The sequence below is a fragment of the Pseudomonas sp. B111 genome, assembly GCF_026428275.1.
Lineage (GTDB): Bacteria > Pseudomonadota > Gammaproteobacteria > Pseudomonadales > Pseudomonadaceae > Pseudomonas > Pseudomonas aeruginosa.
In genome coordinates this window covers 1,163,795-1,185,374 of sequence record NZ_CP097857.1, presented here as the reverse complement: position 1 = coordinate 1,185,374, position 21,580 = coordinate 1,163,795, and the positions used below count along the sequence as shown (strand labels likewise).

Sequence of the window (21,580 nt, the reverse complement as noted above, 5' to 3'; positions counted from 1 at the left end):
AACTCTTCATGACATAACGCCGAGTGACTAATCCCAGAGGAGTAGTTGTGTGGATATCGCATTGCACGGCGGCGCCTGGCACGAGTCACTGGGAAAGTTGCTCGAAGCGCTGGACCGGCCGTTCTTCTGGCGGATCATGGCGCAGACCCTCGGCCAGTTCGCCCCCGTCGACAATTGGGCGGCCCTGATATTCAGCGACTCCAGCCCCTTGATTCTTTCCTTCATGGAAGAGGAGATAGAAGAAATCGAGCCGGACCCGCTGATCAGTCGATATATAACCGGACTCTATCTGCAAGATCCTTTCTACCAGGTATCCAGAAACTGTCGGCGCGGCGGGCTTTTTCATCTTGCGGATATCGTCTCCGAAGATTTCGAAACGACCGAGTATTACAATGCGTACTTTGCGCATTATGTGGTGACGGACGAAGTTCAATATAACGTCCCGCTGGATGGTGAAAGAACCCTATGCCTGTCGTTGGGCAGCGAGAGCCGCTTCGGTGCCGAGCAGATCGCGCTGTTCGAGCTGCTTCGCCCGTGGGTCATCGCGCTGATGAAAAAACGCATCCACTTCGAGGATGCGGTCAGGGAGGAGGCGAAACCGATCGCAGCGGCGGAGGTGGAAGTCCAGCCCTGGAGAGGGTTGATATCGCCGCTGACCGCGCGGGAGTCGGATGTCATCCGGCTGATGCTGGATGGATACTCGAACAAGGAAATAGCGGATCGGCTGACGCTGTCGATCGCCACCATCAAGGTGCATCGCCGGCATATCTACGCGAAGCTGAACGTGAAGTCCCACTCCGAGATATTCGCGCTATTGATCAACCCGCCCGCGCCGCGGCTCGCCGACGCACGCTAGTGCGCCGCCTGCGGAGGAATCCGGGCGCATAAGGTTATGCGAAATTCATATTGCCCGACGCTGAAAAAGCCGGCGTCGGATTGCACTCATGGGCGAATTCCATCCAGGACGATTCGACCATGCCCGATGTACGTCTTTCCTCTCGTTCGTTGACCCCCGTGCTCTGTGCGGTGGGGCTCGCCTGCGCGCTGCAGGGCGAGGTGCAGGCCGCCGACGGTGGGCCGCGCGACGCGGCCACGGCGCCCCGGGTATTCGACATAGCGCCCGGCGAACTGGCCGAGGTGTTGTTGAACATCGTGCGCCAGGGACACGTGCCGATCGCCTTCGACCAGCGCCTGGTGGCGGGGTTGCGCGGACCGGATATCCGCGGCCGGCTCAGTGTCGAGGACGCCTTGCGGCGTGCCCTGGTCGGCAGCGGGCTGGCATACGCGCAGGACGAAAGCGGTGCCTTCGTCCTGCGCGGCGGACAGGCGCCTGTGCAGGAGGCGCGAGGTGCGGCGGCGGCACCGACCTTGTCCACCGTGGTGGTCACCGGCACGCGCAAGAGCGATGTGAAGGCGCAGGACAGCCTGAGCCCGATCGATGTGGTCAGCGCTACCCAGCTACGCAGCAGCGGCGCGGTCGACCTGCGCGATGCACTGGTCAAACTGCTGCCCTCGCTGACCCGCCAGGCCCAGCCGTTCAACGCCTCGGCGTTGACCCACACGCAGTCGCTGCGCGGGCTGAGCCCCAACCATGTGCTGGTGCTGGTGAACGGCAAGCGTCGCCACGAAACGGCCAATCTCAATATCAGCGGGGGGCTGGAGAAGGGCTCCACCGGCGTCGATCTGGACACCATCCCGATCAACGCCATCGAGCGGGTCGAGGTGCTGCGCGACGGCGCCTCGGCGCAGTACGGTTCGGACGCCATCGCCGGGGTGATCAACGTCATCCTCAAGTCCGCCGACCACGGCGGGTCGGCGGCCGCTGACGTCGGGCAGACCGGCGACGGCGACGGCTTCACCCATGGCGGCGGGGGGAACATCGGACTGGCCTTCGGCGATAGCGGCTTCGTCAACCTCACCGCCGAATATCGCGAGCAGGAGCGCACGATGCGCAGCGGCATCGATGAGCGCACCGGTCGGCGCGACAACATTTCCATGGGCGATCCCGCGTTCCACCGGCAATCGTTGGCGCTCAACTCCGGTTTCGGGTTGGGCGACGATATCGAGGTGTACGGCTTCGGCACCTATACTCGGCGCAAGGCCTCCTCGGCGGCCAACTATCGCCTGGCTTCGGTGGCGCCGACGCTGTATCCGGACGGCTTCACGCCGCGCCCGAACAGCGACGAGGACGACTATGCGTTCCTCGCCGGGGTGCGCGGCGAGCGTCTGCTGGATGCCTGGCACTGGGACCTGAGCAGTGGCTACGGCGCCGACCGTCCCGATATCGGCATGACCCAGTCGGTGAACGCGGCGATCTATCGTGAAACCGGCAACAGCCCGAGAAGCTTCGACCTGGCGCGCTACCGCAACAGCCAATGGACCAGCAACCTGGACCTGGGGCGGGAATTCCAACTGGATTTCCTCGCTGCTCCGCTGGCGTTGTCGCTGGGTGCGGAATACCGGCGGGAAAGCTACCGCATCGACGCCGGCGACCCGGCGTCCTACTACAGCGGCGGGGCGGAATCCCTGGCTGGCCTCTCGCCGCTCAGCGAGGGGCAATGGTCGCGGCACGCCTGGGCGTCCTACCTGGACCTGGGTACCTCCCTGACCCCAGCCTGGGAGGTCGACTTGGCGGTGCGCCACGAGAAATTCAGCGACTTCGGCAGCACCACCAACGGCAAGTTCGCCACCCGTTACCAGTTCGATCCGCGGGTGGCGCTGCGCGCCAGCGTAAGCAGCGGGTTCCGCGCGCCGTCCCTGGTCCAGGAGCACTACACCGGCCTCAGCGTCGGTCCGACCATCGCCCTCGGCCTGCTGGCGGCCAACTCGCCGGCAGCGAAGATGCTCGGCGCCGACGAACTGCAACCGGAGAAGTCGACCAGCTTCAACCTTGGCCTGGTACTCAACCCTTGGGAAAACGTCGGGCTGAACATCGACGCCTACCAGATCAGCATCCGCGACCGCATTGTCGACAGCGCCACCTATTCCGGCCAGGAAGCCATCGATGCCCTAGCTGCGGCGGGGATCTCGTTGCCGGCCAGCGCCAGTACGGTCAGTACCCATTACCTGGCCAACGGTGCCGACACCCGCACCCGCGGTGTCGACATCACCGGTCACTACCTCGTCGCGCTTGGCGAGTACGGGCAGGTCGACTGGGAACTGTCGGCCAACTTCAACCGCACCACCTTGCGCAAGAACCATCGAGGCGCCAACGGCGAGCCGCTGCTCAATGCCCAGCAGGTCGCCTGGATCACCAGCTCCACCCCGCGCAGCCAGGTTTCCCTCGGCGGCACCTGGAGCCGCCAGGACTGGGAGGTCAGCCTGCGCCTGACGCGCTACGGCCGGACCAGCTCGGAACTCGACTACACGGTAGGGCCGGACGCCTGGTCGACGGAGAAATTCAACCATTTCGTCAACGACCCGAAGTACATCACCGACATCGCCGCGCGCTACCGGCTCAGCGCTGACCTGACGCTGACCGCCGGCGCCGACAACCTGTTCGACGTCCGTCCGGACAAGCTGCCCGCGCAGAACACCACCTATGGCGACGTGCTGCGCTACGACACCTATGCCTCGCAGATCGGCTTCAACGGCGCCTTCTACTACCTGCGCGCGGCCTACCGCTTCTAGAGGGCCAGGCGTGGCGCAACGAGAATTTTCCGCGACCAGCGGCGGCGTGCTGCTGGCGTCGGTGGTGGCGATCATGCTCGGGCCCACCGGCATCCTGCTGAACACCTTCAGTCTGTTCATCGCACCGATGAGCGCCGAGTACGCCTGGGACCGCGCCGAGGTGTCGTTGCTGGTGACGCTGTTCGGACTGGCGGTCGCCATCACCAGCCCGCTCAAGGGCTGGCTGATCGACCGTTGGGGCGCGCGGCGGACAATGCTCGGGCTGACCGCGGCCCTGTCGCTGCCGCTGCTCGGCCTGGCAGCGGTGAATGCCGTCTGGCAACTCTACGCGCTGTTCCTGCTGATCGGCCTGCTGGCGCCAGGCAACCTGCCTTACGGACGTATCCTCGGACTCTGGTTCCGCCAACGCCTGGGCGTGGCCTACGGCCTGCTCGGCCTGGGCTTCGGGGTGGGCGGGCCGCTGGGCCTGCTGGTCGGCCACCAGAGCCTCGAAGCGTGGGGCTGGCGCGGCGCTTTCCTGGTCTACGGCGTGCTCGAACTGGGCCTGGCGCTGCCGCTGCTGGCCTGGCTGTTCCGCGAGCCAGCGCCGGGCGCTGGCGTGGCCGCCGGCACGGCCGTAGCGGAAACCGCGCTGAGCGGATCGTCGGCGCCCCAGGCCTGGCGCAGCGCCAGTTTCTGGCTGGTGCTGGGCAACCAGGTGCTGGCGGTGTTCGTGATGTCCGGGATCATGACCCATGGTGTGCCGATGCTGGTGGAGCGCGGTTTGTCCCGGGGCGAGGCGGGCACCGCGCTGTCGGCGTTGTGGGTCGGCATGATGCTGTCGCAGCCGCTGATGGGCTGGCTTCTCGACCGCGTGGCGACGCCGCGGGTGGCGTTGCCCTTCGCCCTGGCGGCGGTGCTCGGCATGGCCTGGTTCCTGGTGGGCGACACACCGAGCGGTCTATGGCTGGCGGTGTTCCTGGTCGGTCTGGGCGGAGGAGGGGAAAGCGGCACCACCAAGTACCTGTTGATGCGCTACTTCGGCCTGCGCAGCTTCGGTGTGATCTACGGTTCGATCCAGCCGTTCACCTTCGCCCTGTCGATCAGTCTCGGCGCTTACCTGCTGGGCTGGCTGTACGACCGCGCCGAAGGCTACGGGACGGCCGAATGGGTGCTGCTCGCGGCTTTTTCCCTGGCTGCGTGCAGCCTGTTCGCCTTTCGCCCCTATCCGCAGAAATTGCCCTGAGGGGAATCATGCCGGCTAGCGTTCGCCCTGGCGCCGCGCGGTCTTGCCGGCGAGGCGGGTCTGGCGATAGTCGTTGGCGCACTGTCCCGTCCAGCGGCGGAAGGCGTGGCGAAAACTGGAGGTATCCATGTAGCCCAGCCTCTCGGCGACTTCCTCGATGCGCAGTCGCTCGTCCCGCAGCAGTTGGCGCGCCCTGTCGTGGCGGACCAGGTCGAGCACTTCCCGGTAGTTGGTGCCCTCGTCGGCGAGCCGTCGGCGCAGCGTCCGCTCGGTGACCTTCAATTGCCGGGCGACCCAGGCGATGCTCGGGTAGCGGTCCTGCAGCACCTCCAGCAGTGCCACGATGCGTTGGCGGTAGCCGCCCATCTCGCGGGTGACGCGGGTGTTGAAAGCCTTGCTGCCGAGCGCCAGCGAGGCCTGGAACACGGCGGAGTTGGCAGTGGCGATCTCGGCCTCGAGCAATTCCTCGGGGAGGGTGAAGGTGATGCCTTCGCCGGCGAAATACACCGGCACCCGGAAATACTCCTCGTATGCCCGCACGTCGCCGTTCCTTTCCGGGAGGCGCAGGCGGACCAGTTCCAGATCGCCCAGCAGCAGGTCGCGGAACACCGCGTAGGCGGCCGACGCCAGGACGTTGGCGTGGTACAACCGGGCCGACTGCGGCCAGTCCGGCTTGTCCTGCAGGTCGATATCCACATCCACGGTGTCGCAACTGGAACGTCTCACCGCGATCCCGCGGATGTCCTTGCGGAACAGCAGCATGTTGGTCTTGATCAGTTGCAAGGCTTCGCCCACGGTGCCGGCACTCTGCAGCGCCAGCCCGGCGACGCCGTAGTCGGAAAGGCGGTAGTGCTCCCCCAGGCTCAGGCCTTCCAGGGGGGAGCGCCCGTTCAGCACGATCCACTCGTAGAGCGCTTCGCTGGGCAGGCGCGGCTCGGCAGCCGAACCCTGGCGCATGTCCGGAGGCGTGATGCGTTGCACGGCGAGGTAGTTGTTGAGTGGTCGCCACTCGAAATCGTACTGGATGTTTTCGGACGGGCTCATCGGTTACCTCTTGCACGCGATGCTATCGCCCTGAAGGCGTCAGGGCTTCGTTATTCCATGCGGATGTCGTTTCGGTTGATTTTCGTACGCTGGGCTTCCGGCAATCACTACCTTGCGTAAGGGGTTGACAGGAGCGGGGTCTGCGTATAGCCGCGCCTCCGCGACGCCGTGCCGATCGGTCGTGCATGCTCGCCGTGGCCCGGCCGAACGCTGCCGTCCCGGCCACTCTCGCCGGGGTGGCTGCGCCTGGATGATCGTCGTGGGCGATGGTGGCGCGGGCCGATCGCCGTGAGCTTCAAGCGCCATCGCCGTTTGCCGGCGCTCGGGAGGCTGCTGGCCAAGGAAAACCGTAGCGCCGCGGCGGGCGGCTGCTAGCGGGGATTTCCGGCCACGCGTGCCGTGCCCGGGCCACGCTTGCCTTCCCGGCGCGCCGGACTTCCGGTGGCCTGGAGGACAGGAAAAGCGAGCGGCGAGGTGTCGGCGAGCAGGGTCAACTCGATCTTCTGATAGGGTCGGTGGGCTGTCCGGGGCGGCTAGGATGGACATTTTCATCGTCTCGGGCAGGCCTGTCGCGACCGCGCGAAGTCGCGACGGATGCCGCTGCTAAGGAGCAACGGATGACCGTTCTTATCCAGGGGGCCGGGATCGCCGGCCTGGCGCTGGCGCGCGAATTCACCAAGGCAGGCATCGACTGGCTGCTGGTCGAGCGGGCCAGCGAGATCAGGCCCATCGGTACCGGTATCACCCTGGCGAGCAATGCGTTGACGGCGTTGTCCAGCACCCTGGATCTCGACCGGCTGTTCCGCCGTGGCATGCCGTTGGCCGGCATCAACGTATACGCCCACGACGGTTCGATGCTGATGTCGATGCCTTCCAGCCTGGGTGGGAATTCCCGCGGCGGCCTGGCGTTGCAGCGCCACGAACTGCATGCGGCGCTACTGGAGGGGCTGGATGAGTCGCGCATTCGGGTCGGGGTCTCCATCGTGCAGATCCTCGACGGACTCGACCACGAACGCGTGACCCTGAGCGACGGCACTGTCCACGACTGTTCGCTGGTGGTCGGTGCGGATGGCATTCGTTCGAGCGTGCGACGTTATGTCTGGCCGGAGGCGACCTTGCGTCATTCCGGCGAAACCTGCTGGCGCCTGGTCGTTCCCCATCGGCTGGAGGACGCCGAGCTGGCGGGAGAGGTCTGGGGGCACGGCAAGCGCCTCGGCTTCATCCAGATCAGCCCGCGCGAGATGTATGTCTACGCGACCCTGAAGGTGCGCCGGGAGGAGCCCGAGGACGAGGAGGGCTTCGTCACCCCGCAACGGCTGGCCGCCCACTACGCGGACTTCGACGGCATCGGCGCGAGCATCGCCCGGCTCATACCGAGCGCCACCACGCTGGTGCACAACGACCTCGAGGAGTTGGCCGGCGCCTCCTGGTGCCGCGGACGGGTAGTGCTGATCGGTGACGCCGCACACGCCATGACGCCGAACCTAGGGCAGGGCGCGGCCATGGCCCTGGAGGACGCCTTCTTGCTGGCGCGCCTGTGGTGTCTGGCGCCGCGCGCCGAGACGCTGATCCTGTTCCAGCAGCAACGCGAGGCGCGGATCGAGTTCATCAGGAAGCAATCCTGGATCGTCGGCCGCCTTGGTCAATGGGAATCGCCCTGGAGCGTCTGGCTGAGGAATACCCTCGTTCGCCTGGTGCCGAATGCCAGTCGCAGGCGCCTCCACCAGCGTCTTTTCACCGGTGTCGGTGAGATGGCCGCGCAGTAGCCGCAGGTGCCAGTGGCGTCTTGGTCGCCTGTTTTCGAGTTCGGCGATGGTCGCTATGGAGAAGTCCCGGGCGACCAGGGCGCTTGCGCTTTACCAGGCCCGGCGTCGCTGGGCTCTCCACAGGTTCGCCGGTTTTTGCTGCGATCCGGTCTGCCGCTCGCCGGGGGCTGGCGGTATACTTCGCAGCGCCCGTTCGATGCCGTCGAATGATGTTTCCATGACGCTTGATTTATGACGCCTTTGCGCCAAGCTAGGTCATGGGATGGCTTTCTGTTAAGGTTGCCGAAATCTCCTGGGGGCCCGTGTGGGCGGTTGTCTGCTAATGCGCGACGAGGTGCAGCGTGATTAAGGTGCTGGTGGTCGACGACCACGATCTGGTACGCACCGGTATTACCCGCATGCTGGCCGACATCGAAGGCTTGCAAGTGGTCGGCCAGGCCGACTGCGGTGAAGACTGTCTGAAACTGGCCCGCGAGCTGAAGCCGGATGTCGTCCTGATGGACGTGAAGATGCCCGGTATCGGCGGCCTGGAGGCGACCCGCAAGCTGCTGCGCAGCCAGCCCGACATCAAGGTCGTGGTAGTCACCGTCTGCGAAGAGGATCCGTTCCCCACCCGCCTCATGCAGGCCGGCGCCGCCGGCTACATGACCAAGGGCGCGGGGCTGGAGGAAATGGTCCAGGCGATTCGCCAGGTCTTCGCCGGCCAGCGCTATATCAGCCCGCAGATCGCCCAGCAACTGGCGCTGAAGTCCTTCCAGCCGCAGCAGCACGATTCCCCCTTCGATTCGCTGTCCGAGCGCGAGATCCAGATCGCCCTGATGATCGCCAACTGCCACAAGGTGCAGAGCATCTCCGACAAGCTGTGCCTGTCGCCGAAGACCGTGAATACCTATCGCTACCGCATCTTCGAGAAGCTCTCGATCACCAGCGACGTGGAGCTAGCGCTGCTCGCCGTCCGCCACGGCATGGTCGATGCCGCCAGCTAGATGAGCGCCGTTTTCGACGCGAGCGCTTTCCTCGCTACCTGCAGCAATCGTCCGGGCGTCTACCGCATGTTCGATGCGGACGCCAAGCTTCTCTACGTGGGCAAGGCGAAGAGCCTGAAGAAGCGCCTGGCCAGCTATTTCCGCAAGTCCGGCCTGGCGCCGAAGACCGCTGCGCTGGTGGCGCGGATCGCCCAGGTGGAAACCACCATCACCGCCAATGAAACCGAGGCGTTGCTGCTGGAGCAGACGCTGATCAAGGAGTGGCGGCCGCCCTACAACATCCTGCTGCGGGACGACAAGTCCTATCCCTTCGTGTTCCTCTCCAGCGAGGATGAGTATCCGCGGCTGTCCCTGCACCGCGGCGCGAAGAAGCGCAAGGGGCGTTACTTCGGTCCTTATCCGAGCGCGGGAGCGATCCGTGAGAGCCTCAACCTGCTGCAGAAGGCGTTTCTCGTCCGCCAGTGCGAGGACAGCTATTTCCGCAACCGTACGCGGCCCTGCCTGCAATACCAGATCAAGCGCTGCAAGGGGCCCTGCGTGGGACTGGTCAGTCCTGAGGAGTACGCCGAGGACGTGCGCCACTCGGTGATGTTCCTCGAAGGAAGGAGCAACGCGTTGGCCGACGAGCTGAACGTCGGCATGGAGCAGGCGGCGATGCGCCTGGACTTCGAGAAGGCGGCGGAGTTGCGCGACCAGGTGGCGATCCTGCGGCGGGTCCAGGACCAGCAGAGCATGGAAGGTGGCAACGGCGACGTCGACATCGTCGCCGCCATCGTCACCCCTGGCGGCGCTTGCGTACACCTGATCAGCGTACGCGGCGGGCGGGTGCTGGGCAGCAAGAACTTCTTCCCGCAGGTCGCGATCGAGGAGGAGGTGGGCGAAGTGCTGCTGGCGTTCCTTGGCCAGTACTATCTCAGCCACCAGGAGCGCGACCTGCCGGCGGAGTTGATCGTCAACGTGACGCACGAGGATTTCCCGGTGCTGGTTTCGGCGATCGCCGAAGCGCGAGGCCGCGAACTGGAGATCAGCTACCGGGTGCGTGGTACCCGCGCCCGCTGGCAGCAACTGGCGGTGACCAACGCCGAACAGGCCCTGGGCGCACGCCTGGCCAACCGCCAGCATGTGGCGGCACGCTTCGAAGCCCTTGCCGAGGCGCTCGACCTGGCGGAGCCGCCGCAACGCCTGGAGTGCTTCGATATCAGTCACTCCAGCGGCGAGGCCACCGTGGCTTCCTGCGTGGTGTTCGGCCCGGAAGGGCCGCTGAAGTCGGACTATCGCCGCTACAACATCGAAGGCGTCACGGCCGGCGACGACTACGCGGCGATGCACCAGGCGCTGACCCGCCGCTTCAGTCGCCTGAAGGACGGCGAGGGGAAGATGCCCGACATTCTCCTGGTGGATGGCGGCAAGGGGCAATTGGCCATGGCCCAGGAGGTGCTCCAGGAACTGGCGGTCGCCGGTCTGATCCTGCTCGGCGTGGCCAAGGGCGTGACCCGCAAGCCGGGGCTGGAAACCCTCTACCTGAACGATGCCTCCCACGAGTTCACCCTGCCGGCCGATTCGCCGGCGCTGCACCTGATCCAGCAGATACGTGACGAAGCGCACCGTTTCGCCATCACCGGCCACCGTGCGCGGCGCGGCAAGGCACGGCGGACGTCGACGCTGGAGGATGTCCCCGGCGTCGGCCCGAAACGTCGGCGCGACCTGCTCAAGTATTTCGGCGGGTTGCAGGAATTGTCGCGGGCGAGTATCGATGAACTGGCCAAAGCCCCCGGTATCAGTAAAAAGCTTGCCGAGCAGATTTATGCCGTCCTGCACAGCGAGTAGAATGCCGGCTCACCTCGCAGCCTAGATGGTCCGATGAATATCCCCAATCTGCTCACGTTACTGCGCGTCCTGCTCATTCCGATCTTCATTCTGCTGTTCTATCTGCCGACGTCCTGGAGCTACCTGACCGCCAGTGCCGTGTTCGCCCTGGCCGCCGCCACCGACTGGCTGGACGGCTACCTCGCCCGGCGCCTCGGCCAGAGCACGCCGTTCGGCGCCTTCCTCGACCCGGTCGCGGACAAGCTGATGGTGGCGGTTGCGCTGGTCCTGCTGGTGGAAGAGCACGCCAACCTGTGGCTGACCCTGCCGGCGGTGATCATCATCGGCCGCGAGATCGTGGTTTCCGCCTTGCGTGAGTGGATGGCCGAACTGGGGGCGAGGGCGCAGGTCGCGGTGTCCAACCTGGGCAAGTGGAAGACCGCGGCGCAGATGCTGGCGCTGGTCATTCTCCTGGCGAATCCGCCGCTGATGACCTTCTGGGTGATTCTCGGCTACGTGCTGCTGATCATCTCCGCGGCGCTGACCCTGTGGTCCATGGTGCACTACCTGCTGGCCGCGTGGCCGCATCTGTCGACCACCCCGAAAGAGAAATAAACTTTTTTGAATCAAGGAGTTGACACGGCGCCGCGATGCTATAGAATGGCGCCCGTCACCAAGACGATGCGGGAATAGCTCAGTTGGTAGAGCACGACCTTGCCAAGGTCGGGGTCGCGAGTTCGAGTCTCGTTTCCCGCTCCAGATATAGATCCACAGGCTTGCCTGTAGATCATTGAAAAAAGGGCCTTAGGGCCCTTTTTTCGTTTCGGCGGGTTCCATCGGCCCGGCATCGGCCAGCATCTTCTAGTCCATTCTTTAGTGCATCAGTGCTGGGCGGCGGCTACAGATCGTCTATCCCTTGATCCGCGCAATAGAGCATTGAGCATGGTGCGTTGCCATTCGGCATTCGAAGGCCACCGGCAAGGTCCATATAGTCTTAGTCATCGATGGCCTTTCCCTGGCTGTTTCGCCCGAGGATGGCAAGAGCCGGCATTTCCACTATCGCTGGAAGGACAAGCAAAAGGCGCTTGGTCGGGCAGCTATCCTGAAGTCGCTCTCAAAGAGGCTCGCAGCCGATGCGTCGTGTCCGCGAATTGATCGCATGCGCTCGGCTCTTGCGAGCAACGGACACAGGAGTGCCGGGAAGCCCGGTGTGTGGAAGGGGCGCCTTCTCGAAGATACATCTACCGAGTCATCGGAATGCCCTGTCGCATCGACGACCCGGCATTGGGTCGGTTCCCGCGATTTGACCCGTTCATGCGGTCGATGAGTTACGCGCAGAGCGAGCCCCCTTATCTCTAGGTATTCAACTTAGGCGGAGCCGACGGGGAGGCGCTCATTCCGGAAGTTGGTGGGCATCGGCGTCGCCTCATCGATGCGTTGGTTGTACCGCAGTGTGAGCCGGGTTCGGTTCGACCGACCGGTTCTGCTGGGTTAGTTGTACTCCAGGATGTAGGTCAAAATGGAGTCAGCTTTACCCGCGGTGATTTTTCCGCCAGTGGCGACATAGCGAGCCGATCCCACAAAGCGGTACATCTCCGTCCCTGCACCGCTGGCCAGCCAGTCCAGGGGCAGGGCCCTGGCTTGGGTGAATGGCAATGCCGCTCCCTTACTGGACGTCAACGAAATGCCGACTCCTTGGGCTACACCGGCTTCTCCTCTACCTGTGAGGTTCAACAGGCCATCCTGGATCGAGTTGCCTTCAAAGTAGACCTTCACAGGAGGTTTGACACTCGGATTGAGCCCTTCGCACACAACATCCAGTGAAAAGCCATGATCTGGCACAGCCCCTCTTTTGATGTCATACGCCGTTGGGCGCCCCATGTTGACATCAATGGTCGACTTTTGTGTGCTGCACGTGGTGAAGAAAGCGTTATGTTCAAGCGTTGCGCGAAGGTTATATCCCTCTATGGTGAATTCAGCCCTGGATGGATTTGTGTAGTTGGTATCGATGAAAAAATTGGTTGAGTAGTTAAAAGGGGTGATGTCTCCCTTTCCTACTCCCATTGCGGTTCGGATGAAATCAACTACGAGAACAGTGGGCATATTGTAGTGGTCAACCCATCCCGGACAGTGGGTTGAGTTTTTCTTCGGCCACCGCAGGTGGTAACCCGTCGTTGAATTGATGCGGCCTGATCCAGTTGTAGCGGTGCATCAAGTAATGACTGATGTCCCGTTGGGCCTCCTGCGCCGTCAGGTAACCCGTTGACGGGACCCACTCCGACTTCAGACTGCGGAACAGGCGCTCCATCGGCGAGTTATCCCAGCAATTCCCACGACGGCTCATGCTCTGCTGCATCCGATAGCGCCAGAGCCGTTGCCGAAACAGGCGGCTGGCGTACTGGCTGCCCTGGTCTGAATGGAACAGCACCTGCTGTGGCCTGCCGCGCTGTTCGTAGGCCATGTCCAGGGCCTTGATCACCAGTTCGGCATCCGGCTTGGCCGAGAACGCCCAGCCGATCACCCGCCGGGTATGCAGATCCAGCACCGCGGCCAGGTAGTGCCAACGGCCTTGCGCCCAGACGTAGGTGATGTCGCCACACCACACCTGATTGGGATGCTCGGTCGCGAATTTGCGGTTCAGCCGATTCGGGATATCCGGCCGCTCAACCGTGGCCTGTTTGTAGGCGTGCGAGCCCGGTTGCTTGCTGACCAGGCCCAGCTCACGCATCAACCGACGCACTCGGAAACGGCCGATGGTCACGCCCTCTTCGCGCAGCATGCCCAGAATGCTGCGGCTGCCGGCCGAGCCCCGACTCTGGCTGAACAACTGGTTGACTTGGCTGCGTAGCGCCACGCGGCGAGCATCGACACGCCGCCGTCGAAGACGGTGGACGTAGTAGCAAGACCGCGCCACATCGAAAGCTGAACAGACCACTTCCACCGACTCCTGCTCACTCAACTGGTCTATCAGCGCGTACGATCGAGTTCGTCCGACATCAAGAGAGCGGTAGCCTTTTTTAATATCGCTTTCTCCCGCTCCAATCGGTTGATCCGGGCTTCCAGCTCCTGGATCTTTTGCTGCTCAGGCGTCAACGCCTTGCTCTTCGGGGTCACACCCTGGCGCTCCGCCTCGAGCTGCTTCACCCAACGGCGCAAGGCCGAATCCACCACCCCCAGCGAACGGCAGGCGTCGATATGGCTGTAGCCTTGGTCCAACACCAGGGCCGCGGCCTCTCGTTTGAACTCGGCGGAAAACGTACGTCGTTGCTTGCTCATCAGACACCTCTCTCACGGCGAGGATTCTCGCCTAAATCGGTGTCCGGGATCAGTAGACCACTACATATAGCGCATGGTGCCGATGTTGCCCGTGGGGTAGGTGGCGGGAGCTGCTGTCGGTTCGGTCCAGTTATAGCGTGCTCGGTGTCCAATTCTGATACCGACCCCTGGCACTCCAGACTCATAGAGGCCATTTCCATCTATTGGAATGAGGGTCGTTTTGGGAGCTGTAAAACCGAATTGTCCGGGCTTTCCGTCACTTCCGCACCACGCCCAGCCACCTAGAGTTTCTCCTGAGCCGACTTGCACGGTCATTGTTCCCATCGATTTACCGATCGGTGCGTGCTTCAAGGTGAAAACGGATTGGAGGCTCTGTATCGGCAGGGGGGTCTTGGTAGGTAGTTCAGGCTTGCCGCAATAGGCCACCGAGGAGAGCGACCAAAGGCATCCAGCGGTCGATATACCAATGCAGAAGAGTAGCTTGACGTGTGCGGGAGCTGGCTTTTTCACGGGAACCCTTGAACTCGTAGGATGATTTGCTCACGCTGATTATTCCATCCCTGGTCTTTCAACTGAGACAGGACCGGTCCGGGGGGCTTGTATGAAATTTCTTAACTTTCTGATTGGAAGTAACGCTGGAATCTGATCCTCTCAACCAGCCATAACACTTGAGGTTGCGCAGGTCTCTGGCGGGAATGCTTGCCAGGCGTAGTGCCTCGCATCCTGTCGGCGGATTCATCGCAAGGCGGTCTTCCTGCGATGCTATGGGGCAGGAGCTGCGGCCGCAGGATGAAGCGTTCGTGGAGCGGCTTCGGGAAAAGCCGTGGCGCGGAAGGCTGGGAAAGGAACTCATGGGAAGGGCCACGCAATGGCTGCCTGGCGTTCCTCGACTGTGCCTGCCTGTCCTGTCTCGAAGACTAGTCCTTAATTCAGTCCATCGATCCGAGGTGAGTGCAAGGCTCTCCTTTGGAGTCAGTATCATGGAGGCTCGTTTCCCGCTCCAGGATATCGATATGCAGATTTCACCAAGTTCTGCAGAACCTCGAAAAGGATCGAGAGGCCCTTTTTTCGTATCAGCGTAAAAACACCGGCAGCCGCTCGTTTCCGCCACGGCTGTCTGGGAAAAATACCCGTTCACCTGCTAACATGGCGACATCGGTGCCGATGTGTCCGCAGGCTCTGGGGCGCGGATGCCATGCCCTCTATCCGGCCGGAGAACTTTGCCATCGAAGACTCGACATGCTGACAAGGTCGTTGCTGTCTGCGGTCTTTTGCCTGTTGCCGATCATCCTGCAGCCGCTGCCCGTCGCGGCCGAATCCATCCTGCTCGATGGTCGTATGACGACAACGACGCGCCCCTGGCTCGACAAACGAGCCAGGCAGTGGCTGGATGCCCGGGAGCCGCTGACGATAGGCGTGGTTTCTCCCGACTATCCGCCGCTATCCATCTTCTACGCAGGTTCCTACAAGGGCTTCACGGCCGATTACCTGGCCCTGGTGTTCGAGCGGCCGTTGCGCGTCAGGGACTTTCCGTCGCGGCAGGCGGCAATCGCTGCGTTGTCGCGGGGAGAGATCGATCTGCTCGGTGTCGGTAGCGAGGTCGAGGCCCGGCAACACGGATTGCTGGCATCCGCTGCGTATCTTTCCGACCGGCCGGTACTGGTGTCTTCCAGCGGCGCCCCGTTCGATTCGCAGGCGGAGTCCTGGCTGGCCACGGTCAAGGGTTATCTTCCCGCCGAACGTATCAAGGCCGCCTATCCGCACAGCAATGTCATCTGGTTCGACTCGCCGCAGCTTGCCCTGGAAGCGCTGAGCATGGGGGACGTCGATGGCGTGCTGGGTGACGCCGTCTCCGCGCACTATCTCATCCAGACCCATTACCTGCTGAACTTGCGTATCGAGAACTTCGCGCCCATCGACAGCCAGGGTTTCCGTTTCCTGCTCCGGCCGGGGGATGAGCCTCTGCTCGCGGTCCTCGATCGAGCCCTGCCGCGTATCAATGGGCGCTACGGCGACGAACTGTTGCGCAGTTGGAGCGCCGGGCGGCGCCTGCGTTTCGACGAGCCCAGGGTGACGCTTGCGCCGGCGGAACAGCGTTGGCTCTCCACGCATCCGGTCGTGCCGGTGGTGATCAACCATTCCCTTGGCGCGCTCGGGCAACTGGATAGCGAGGGGCGGCTGAGCGGTATCGGGCGTGACTATCTGGACCTGATCGGCAAGCGCAGCGGCCTGCAGTTTTCCTTCAGCGGAGCCCGAAACTTCGTCGAGGCGAAACGTCGACTGGATGCGGGCGAGGCGTTGGTTACGCCGACCATGCCCTCGACGGAGCGTCTCGATTCCGGCCTCGAGGTCCTGACTCCCTACCTGCGTAGCACCACGGTGCTGATGAGCGCCAGCCGGGGCGGCCGGGGCGAACGGCTGGAGCGTGTCCATGGCCTCGCGGATCTCGACGGCAAGCGATTGGCCACGACGGTTGGCTATTTCCTCAACGACACCATTCGGCGCGATCACCCTGAGATCAAGCTCCAGGTCTATCCGACCTTTCTCGCCGCGATGCAAAGCGTCGATGCCGGACAGAGCGAGGCTTCTATCAGCAGCGATTATACCGGTCGCTATCTGTCCGCCCAGCATTTCGACAACCGGATCCAGGTCGTCGGTATCCTCGATGATCTCTCCATTCCGATCAGCATCGGTGTGGCGAGGAACCAGCCCGAGCTGCAGGGCATCCTGGAGAAGGCGCAGCTGGCGATCGCTCCGGAAGAAGTGGCGGAAATCCTCCACCGCTGGGAGCCTCGCTTCGCCAAGGGAGGGACGGACTTCTGGCGCGATCACCGGAGCAAGATTCTGCAGATCGGCGGATTGTTCGGCGTACTGATTTCCATCTCTCTCATCTGGGGTTTCTACCTGATGCGCCAGGTGCGCAAGACCCGCCAGGCAGAAGAGCAAGCCGACGCTGCCAACCGTGCCAAGAGCGTGTTTCTTTCGACGATGAGTCACGAGATCCGCACGCCATTGAACGCGGTCATCGGCTTGCAGGAGCTGGTGCTGAAAAAGGGCGAGAAGGGCGTGTTGGATCTCGATTCGCTGAGCATCGCCCAGGAAGCTGCCCAGGGGTTGCTGCTTCTGCTGGGCAATATTCTCGATTTGTCGCGGATCGAATCCGGTCGGTTCGATTCCGCTCCCGAACCAGTGCTTCCTGGCGAGTTGATCAGAGGGATCCTGCCGCTGGTTGGCGGGCTGACGCGGCAGAAGAATCTTTCCCTGGCACTGGAACTCGACGGGGATCTCGAGCAGTGGGTGCTGGTGGATCCCCTGCATTTCAAGCAGGTGTTGTTCAACTTGCTGGGCAACGCCATCAAGTTCACCGAGCGCGGTGGGGTAACGGTGCGGGCGGTGGGGCGGCGCGAGGCGGAGAGGCTTCATTTGCTGCTCGAGGTAAGCGACACCGGCCTCGGTATTTCGGAGGAGGACCAGGCCAGGCTGTTCCGGCCATTCTCGCAGGTCGGCTCGCCTGCGCTTGGCCAGGCGTCCGGCAGCGGCCTGGGGTTGTACATCAGCCGACGCCTGGTACACCTGATGGGCGGCCAGATCAGCCTGCGCAGCGAGCTGGGCAACGGCTCCTGCTTCTCGGTCGAGTTCGATCTTCCGCTGACCGAACCTCCGCCCAGCGAGTCCAGCGAAGCGCGTTCCGGAGTTGCCGAGGTCGAGGAGCGGAAAGAGGCAAGGGCGCTCTCGATATTGCTTGCGGAAGACCATCCGTTCAATCGGCTGACCCTGACCATGCAATTGGAAAGCCTTGGGCACCGGGTGACCTCCACGGAAGATGGCGAGGAAGCATTCGAACGTTGGCAGGGCGAAGACTTCGACGTCGTGATTACCGACGGCATGATGCCGCGGATGGATGGCTACGAGCTGGCGCGACGGATCCGCTCGCAAGAAGCCCTTGGCGGTCGGCGTCGCTGCTTGGTGATAGCGCTTACCGCCAGCGCCGAGAAGGATGCGCTGGAGCGTTGCCTGGCTGCCGGCATGGACCGGGTCCTGTTCAAGCCGACTACGCTCGATGAGCTCGCTCGGGCGCTGAACGGGGGAGAGCCGCTCATGCCTACGAGCGTCGATTCGCAATGAAAGTGCCCGACTGGTTGCCGTTTTGCGTGCCGCGAGCGGATGTATCGGGTAATCTCTCGCAGAAATGAACCAGCACTAGTGAAGCGAACGATGGGTTTTGAACAACTTGCCGAGCTGAGAGACCGTCTGCGCGCACAGGCGGCGCAGGCGAAACCGGCTCAAACCAAAAGCTCCGCGGGACGCGCGAAGAAACGTGAAGCCGTCGAGCCGGGAGTCGAGGCTATCTGGAGGCTGCAACGGCATTTCCCGCTGGCGTTTCCGAAAAGCCCCGCGGCCAAGGTTCCGCTCAAGCAGGGCATCCTCCAGGATGCGCAGCAGCACCTCGAGCTACTGGGAATCACCGCCGAACAACTGAAACAGGCCATCGCCACCTGGTGCCAGGGCAGCCGCTACTGGAGTTGCATGGTGGAAGATGCGCCGCGGCTGGATCTGCAAGGCCAGGTTGCCGGCAAGGTAACCGCCGAGCAGGCGGTGTATGCGCGGCGGCAGGCGTCTCGCCGGCAGCGCGAGCAGATGCGCGAGAAGCGCGCCAAGCGTGCCCAGGCAGGTAGCGAAGCGCCGGCCGCCACGGAGGCGCCGACGCCTGAAGCGCCCGCAACCGAAGCGAGTCCCGAGGCGAACTGATCGCCGGGGCAGGGCGCGTCGGATCCTGGCGCGCTCCTCGGTTGCCGGTCGCCGCGGGGCCCATTTCGCGGACGTCTGGGCCCGTTTCTCCCGGCTTGTGCTACGCAATAGCCTGATCTGCAAAGTTTTTTTCGTAGAGCGCTTGCCAAGCCCGGCGAATCCGTCCATAATTGCGTCCATTCCAGCGATGGGTGAGCTAAAAATCTTTTGAAATCAAAGGGTTATAAGTTCAAAATCGCACCAGGAAAGAGATTTCAGCGATATGCCAAACGCATGTCGCTTCGCTCAAAGGCTGAGTAGCAGAGTGGTTATGCACCGGATTGCAAATCCGTGAACGCCGGTTCGATTCCGACCTCAGCCTCCAACAGGAAAGCCCCGTAGCTCAGTGAGTTACGGGGCTTTTTTCTTTCCTGTCCGGTATTGCTGAAGCAAGTTCCTTGGGGTGTCCCCATAACGCTTTCATACTTTTACGGCCTCGCAACCGCCTCCCTCTCCCGATAAGCCGCTCCGTAATTACTACTTTTCCGGAGTGTCCGAGGAGTACCCCAGCACCTGTCACGTTTTCGGCCGTTGCCTGCAATTCAGCCCCGTGCGCGGCTTTTATCTGGACGCAAGATCCGGTCTGGGTCGGTCATCGGCTGGTCGTCATCGAACATGACCAGCCGAGCTGGTCTGTCCCGCCGCCTGCCTTCCGGGCCTTTATCGATCAACCGTTGTGGCGACCGCGAGCGGAAGGCGCTTGGCGGGGGGCCCGTTTCATCTTGCCTTGCGTTTCAAGGAAACCGGCAGGCCCCAGGTCAGGTCTTCCATGCCTGCTTCGCCGAGTATCTCGGTTTCCATCGGCTGGATCCGCGCGAGCACCTGGCGGCCCGTTTCATCAAGCCTTGGCTGCTCGCGATCGATGAACCTTTTCGTCAGCTCCATGGGCGCTGGCCTCATGAAGACCTGGAGATCCTGCAAGGTGCACTTGATGTTTTGCGTGTCCACGGCCTTGCAGGTCTTCCTGTCATAGCTCACGGCCGGGGTCTTCAAGTGGAACCGATCGCTGAGCAGGATCTGCCCAGGCTGAATGGTGAAGGACAGCGGGGCATAGGCGTCGGGTATCTGCGCTTGCAGCTTGATGGAGGGGACATCCTCGATCTTCGTGCCTTCGGCCCAACCGGCATCCGAGACCATTTCCCGCTGGCTGTATTGCTGCTCGGTCCAGCCCACGCATTGGCCAGAGGCCATGTGCACGGCGCTGCAGACATTCTGTGTGTAGGTTTTGTCTGCATAGGAGGCGTCGCGCCAGTAGTTCTCCTTCACGAACCGGCGATACAGCACGGCGGACAGGTTCACCGAACCAAGTGGGCTGGCAGCCGGCTGCCCCTTTGGCGCCTTGATCTGAGCAAGGGTGCTGTCGATCTTGTAGTCGATCCCTCCGGACAGCAGGTAGGTTCCCGGCGGGACGATGTTGACCTCGAGGAAGTCCCACAGATAGACGGCTTCCTTGATCTTCTCCAGGTCGTTGTTGGCAAAGGCCTGCATGTAGGCGATCCCGGGCACGTCCTTGTTCTTGAATATGACCCGATGCGAGTAGCTGGAGAGGTCCGTCACGCTCTTGTTGGGCATGAGCGCCGGTACCAGCACCACGGACATGCCTTCGCGGGTAGCCTCATCGATCATGTTCAGGAGCTGGTTGGTGGGGTTCTGCTGGGAGCCGCCGAGTCCGGCGTTGCCTAGGGAGGCGCAGGCTGACAACAGGCTTGCCGGGAGCAGGATCGCGAAGGGGCTCAGACGCCGAGCGATGGTTTTCATGAGATATCCTTATCTATACTGGCCAATGACTTAAGGCGAGTGCGGGAAGAATCCTAATCTACTCCTTGCGGATTCCCAAGGAGCGTTCGTCCCGCGCGTAGGAAGGAGCGTTTGAGTCGAGCGCGTCACAGCCTGTTGCTGCAATCCTGGGTACTCACATGCGTGCGAATGCTGGCGAGCCAGTGCGTACTGCGTTGGTGATGGCTCGCTGCGGGTAGAGTTCGTGCCGGTCATCGAGGGCTGGCTGCGTGGGAGCGCAATGAAGACGCGGATCCCAGCTCTTCTGGCGATTCGTGAGTGCGGATCAAATCTGTTTTACCGCCGTACGACTTTTTCCGTTCCCTGCGCCTATCTAACCTGCCGCTCTCTTCAACCCGGGATCGGCAGGCATCTCCGCTGCGGTTCCAGCATGTACGGAACACCATGAAAAACATTCTCCTGCTCAACGGCGGAAAGCGTTTCGCCCATTCCGACGGTCGCCTCAACCAGACCCTGCACGAAACCGCCCTGGCCCATCTGGACCGCCGTGGCTTCGACCTGCGCCAGACCTTCATCGACGGCGGCTATGACATCCCGGCGGAGGTGGACAAGTTCCTCTGGGCCGACGTGGTGATCTACCAGATGCCCGGCTGGTGGATGGGCGCCCCGTGGACGGTGAAGCGCTACATCGACGAAGTCTTCACGGCCGGTCATGGCAGCCTCTATGCCAACGACGGCCGTACCCGCTCCGACAGCACGCAGAAATATGGCAGCGGCGGTCTGGTGCAGGGCAAGCGCTACATGATCTCGGCGACCTGGAATGCGCCGCAGCAGGCGTTCGACGATCCGAGCGACTTCTTCGAAGGGAAAGGCGTGGATGCGGTGTATTTCCCCTTCCACAAGGCCAACCAGTTCCTCGGCATGTCCGGCCTGCCGACGTTCCTCGCGGTGGATGTGATGAAGCGCCCGGACGTCCCGGCTGCCGTCGCTGCCTACCAGGCGCACCTGGACAGGGTGTTCGGGCGCGCCGGCTGAGTTCGACGGCGGGCCTCGTGTCGCTTCGCTGGATGGAGTGGCGGATCGAAATCCAGGCTCTCGGGACGAGGCCTAACGGTCACGGATCCGCTATCCGGGCTTTTGTCGGCCACGACCCGCGAGTGATCCGAAATTCGATTTTTCCATCGATCCGTCGAATTAGATTTCATCGGGGACGGGGAGGAAAGGATGCTTTGCACGAATATTCGAATGGGCGCATCGTAAAATGAGCGCGCTTCGACCGCGTCGAAGCCACCCCCGACAACGTTGCCGGCAGGTCGCTCATC

General features: G+C 62.9%; 14 protein-coding genes and 2 tRNA genes. 12 read left to right on the top strand and 4 right to left on the bottom strand.

What is annotated here, in order from left to right:
• The first annotated feature begins 49 nt into the window (after positions 1-49).
• The 3 genes from vqsR to M6E97_RS05400 all read left to right on the top strand — a co-directional run bounded on the left by vqsR (position 50) and on the right by M6E97_RS05400 (position 4,855).
• Positions 50-856 (top strand): transcriptional regulator VqsR, encoded by an 807-nt coding sequence (vqsR, locus tag M6E97_RS05410; protein WP_009314107.1) that lies wholly within the window; start codon positions 50-52, stop codon positions 854-856.
• Positions 857-975: 119 nt separating this feature from the next.
• On the top strand, positions 976-3,630 hold the full coding sequence (locus M6E97_RS05405) for a TonB-dependent receptor (RefSeq protein WP_033938732.1): 2,655 nt from the start codon (positions 976-978) through the stop codon (positions 3,628-3,630).
• A gap of 10 nt (positions 3,631-3,640) precedes the next feature.
• Complete coding sequence (locus M6E97_RS05400) at positions 3,641-4,855, top strand: MFS transporter (protein ID WP_033938731.1); 1,215 nt, start codon at positions 3,641-3,643, stop codon at positions 4,853-4,855.
• A 15-nt stretch (positions 4,856-4,870) separates the two neighbouring features.
• On the opposite strand, the gene M6E97_RS05395 is transcribed toward M6E97_RS05400, so the two are convergent.
• Positions 4,871-5,899: an AraC family transcriptional regulator gene (locus tag M6E97_RS05395; RefSeq protein WP_019485641.1), complete on the bottom strand. Its 1,029-nt coding sequence runs from the start codon at positions 5,897-5,899 to the stop codon at positions 4,871-4,873.
• A 617-nt stretch (positions 5,900-6,516) separates the two neighbouring features.
• Here M6E97_RS05395 and pqsH point away from each other — a divergent pair.
• From pqsH to M6E97_RS05370, 5 genes are all read left to right on the top strand, one after another.
• The gene (gene pqsH, locus M6E97_RS05390; RefSeq protein ID WP_003090354.1) at positions 6,517-7,665 is read left to right on the top strand and encodes a 2-heptyl-3-hydroxy-4(1H)-quinolone synthase; all 1,149 of its coding nucleotides are present in this window, start codon (positions 6,517-6,519) and stop codon (positions 7,663-7,665) included.
• A 341-nt stretch (positions 7,666-8,006) separates the two neighbouring features.
• Entirely contained in the window at positions 8,007-8,651 is a 645-nt protein-coding gene (gene uvrY, locus M6E97_RS05385) for a UvrY/SirA/GacA family response regulator transcription factor (protein WP_003090351.1), read from the top strand.
• Positions 8,652-10,478 (top strand): excinuclease ABC subunit UvrC, encoded by a 1,827-nt coding sequence (uvrC, locus tag M6E97_RS05380; RefSeq protein ID WP_003090350.1) that lies wholly within the window; start codon positions 8,652-8,654, stop codon positions 10,476-10,478.
• A 33-nt stretch (positions 10,479-10,511) separates the two neighbouring features.
• A complete protein-coding gene (gene pgsA, locus M6E97_RS05375; protein WP_003090349.1) occupies positions 10,512-11,072 on the top strand; it encodes a CDP-diacylglycerol--glycerol-3-phosphate 3-phosphatidyltransferase in 561 nt (186 codons plus the stop codon).
• Positions 11,073-11,140: 68 nt separating this feature from the next.
• Positions 11,141-11,216, top strand: a tRNA-Gly gene (locus M6E97_RS05370).
• Between the two features lie 732 nt (positions 11,217-11,948).
• Here the strand turns inward: M6E97_RS05370 and M6E97_RS05365 are convergent.
• Positions 11,949-12,560 (bottom strand): fimbrial protein, encoded by a 612-nt coding sequence (locus M6E97_RS05365; RefSeq protein ID WP_148104836.1) that lies wholly within the window; start codon positions 12,558-12,560, stop codon positions 11,949-11,951.
• A gap of 10 nt (positions 12,561-12,570) precedes the next feature.
• Positions 12,571-13,733 (bottom strand): IS3-like element IS222 family transposase gene (locus M6E97_RS05360; protein WP_087920907.1). Its coding sequence is split into 2 segments (ribosomal slippage): positions 12,571-13,478 and positions 13,478-13,733, totalling 1,164 coding nucleotides; the frame shifts between segments, so codons are not numbered across the junction.
• A 1,146-nt stretch (positions 13,734-14,879) separates the two neighbouring features.
• On the opposite strand from M6E97_RS05360, the gene M6E97_RS05355 reads away from it, so the two are divergent.
• From M6E97_RS05355 to M6E97_RS05345, 3 genes are all read left to right on the top strand, one after another.
• Positions 14,880-17,858: a response regulator gene (locus M6E97_RS05355; RefSeq protein WP_033938729.1), complete on the top strand. Its 2,979-nt coding sequence runs from the start codon at positions 14,880-14,882 to the stop codon at positions 17,856-17,858.
• Between the two features lie 90 nt (positions 17,859-17,948).
• Complete coding sequence (locus M6E97_RS05350; RefSeq protein ID WP_003090076.1) at positions 17,949-18,482, top strand: ProQ/FINO family protein; 534 nt, start codon at positions 17,949-17,951, stop codon at positions 18,480-18,482.
• 290 nt (positions 18,483-18,772) lie between these two features.
• Positions 18,773-18,846, top strand: a tRNA-Cys gene (locus M6E97_RS05345).
• Between the two features lie 392 nt (positions 18,847-19,238).
• On the opposite strand, the gene M6E97_RS05340 is transcribed toward M6E97_RS05345, so the two are convergent.
• Positions 19,239-20,279: a hypothetical protein gene (locus tag M6E97_RS05340; RefSeq protein WP_033938727.1), complete on the bottom strand. Its 1,041-nt coding sequence runs from the start codon at positions 20,277-20,279 to the stop codon at positions 19,239-19,241.
• Positions 20,280-20,702: 423 nt separating this feature from the next.
• Here M6E97_RS05340 and M6E97_RS05335 point away from each other — a divergent pair, with 423 nt between their 5' ends.
• The gene (locus M6E97_RS05335) at positions 20,703-21,293 is read left to right on the top strand and encodes an NAD(P)H-dependent oxidoreductase (protein WP_003108797.1); all 591 of its coding nucleotides are present in this window, start codon (positions 20,703-20,705) and stop codon (positions 21,291-21,293) included.
• The last annotated feature ends 287 nt before the right edge of the window (positions 21,294-21,580 follow it).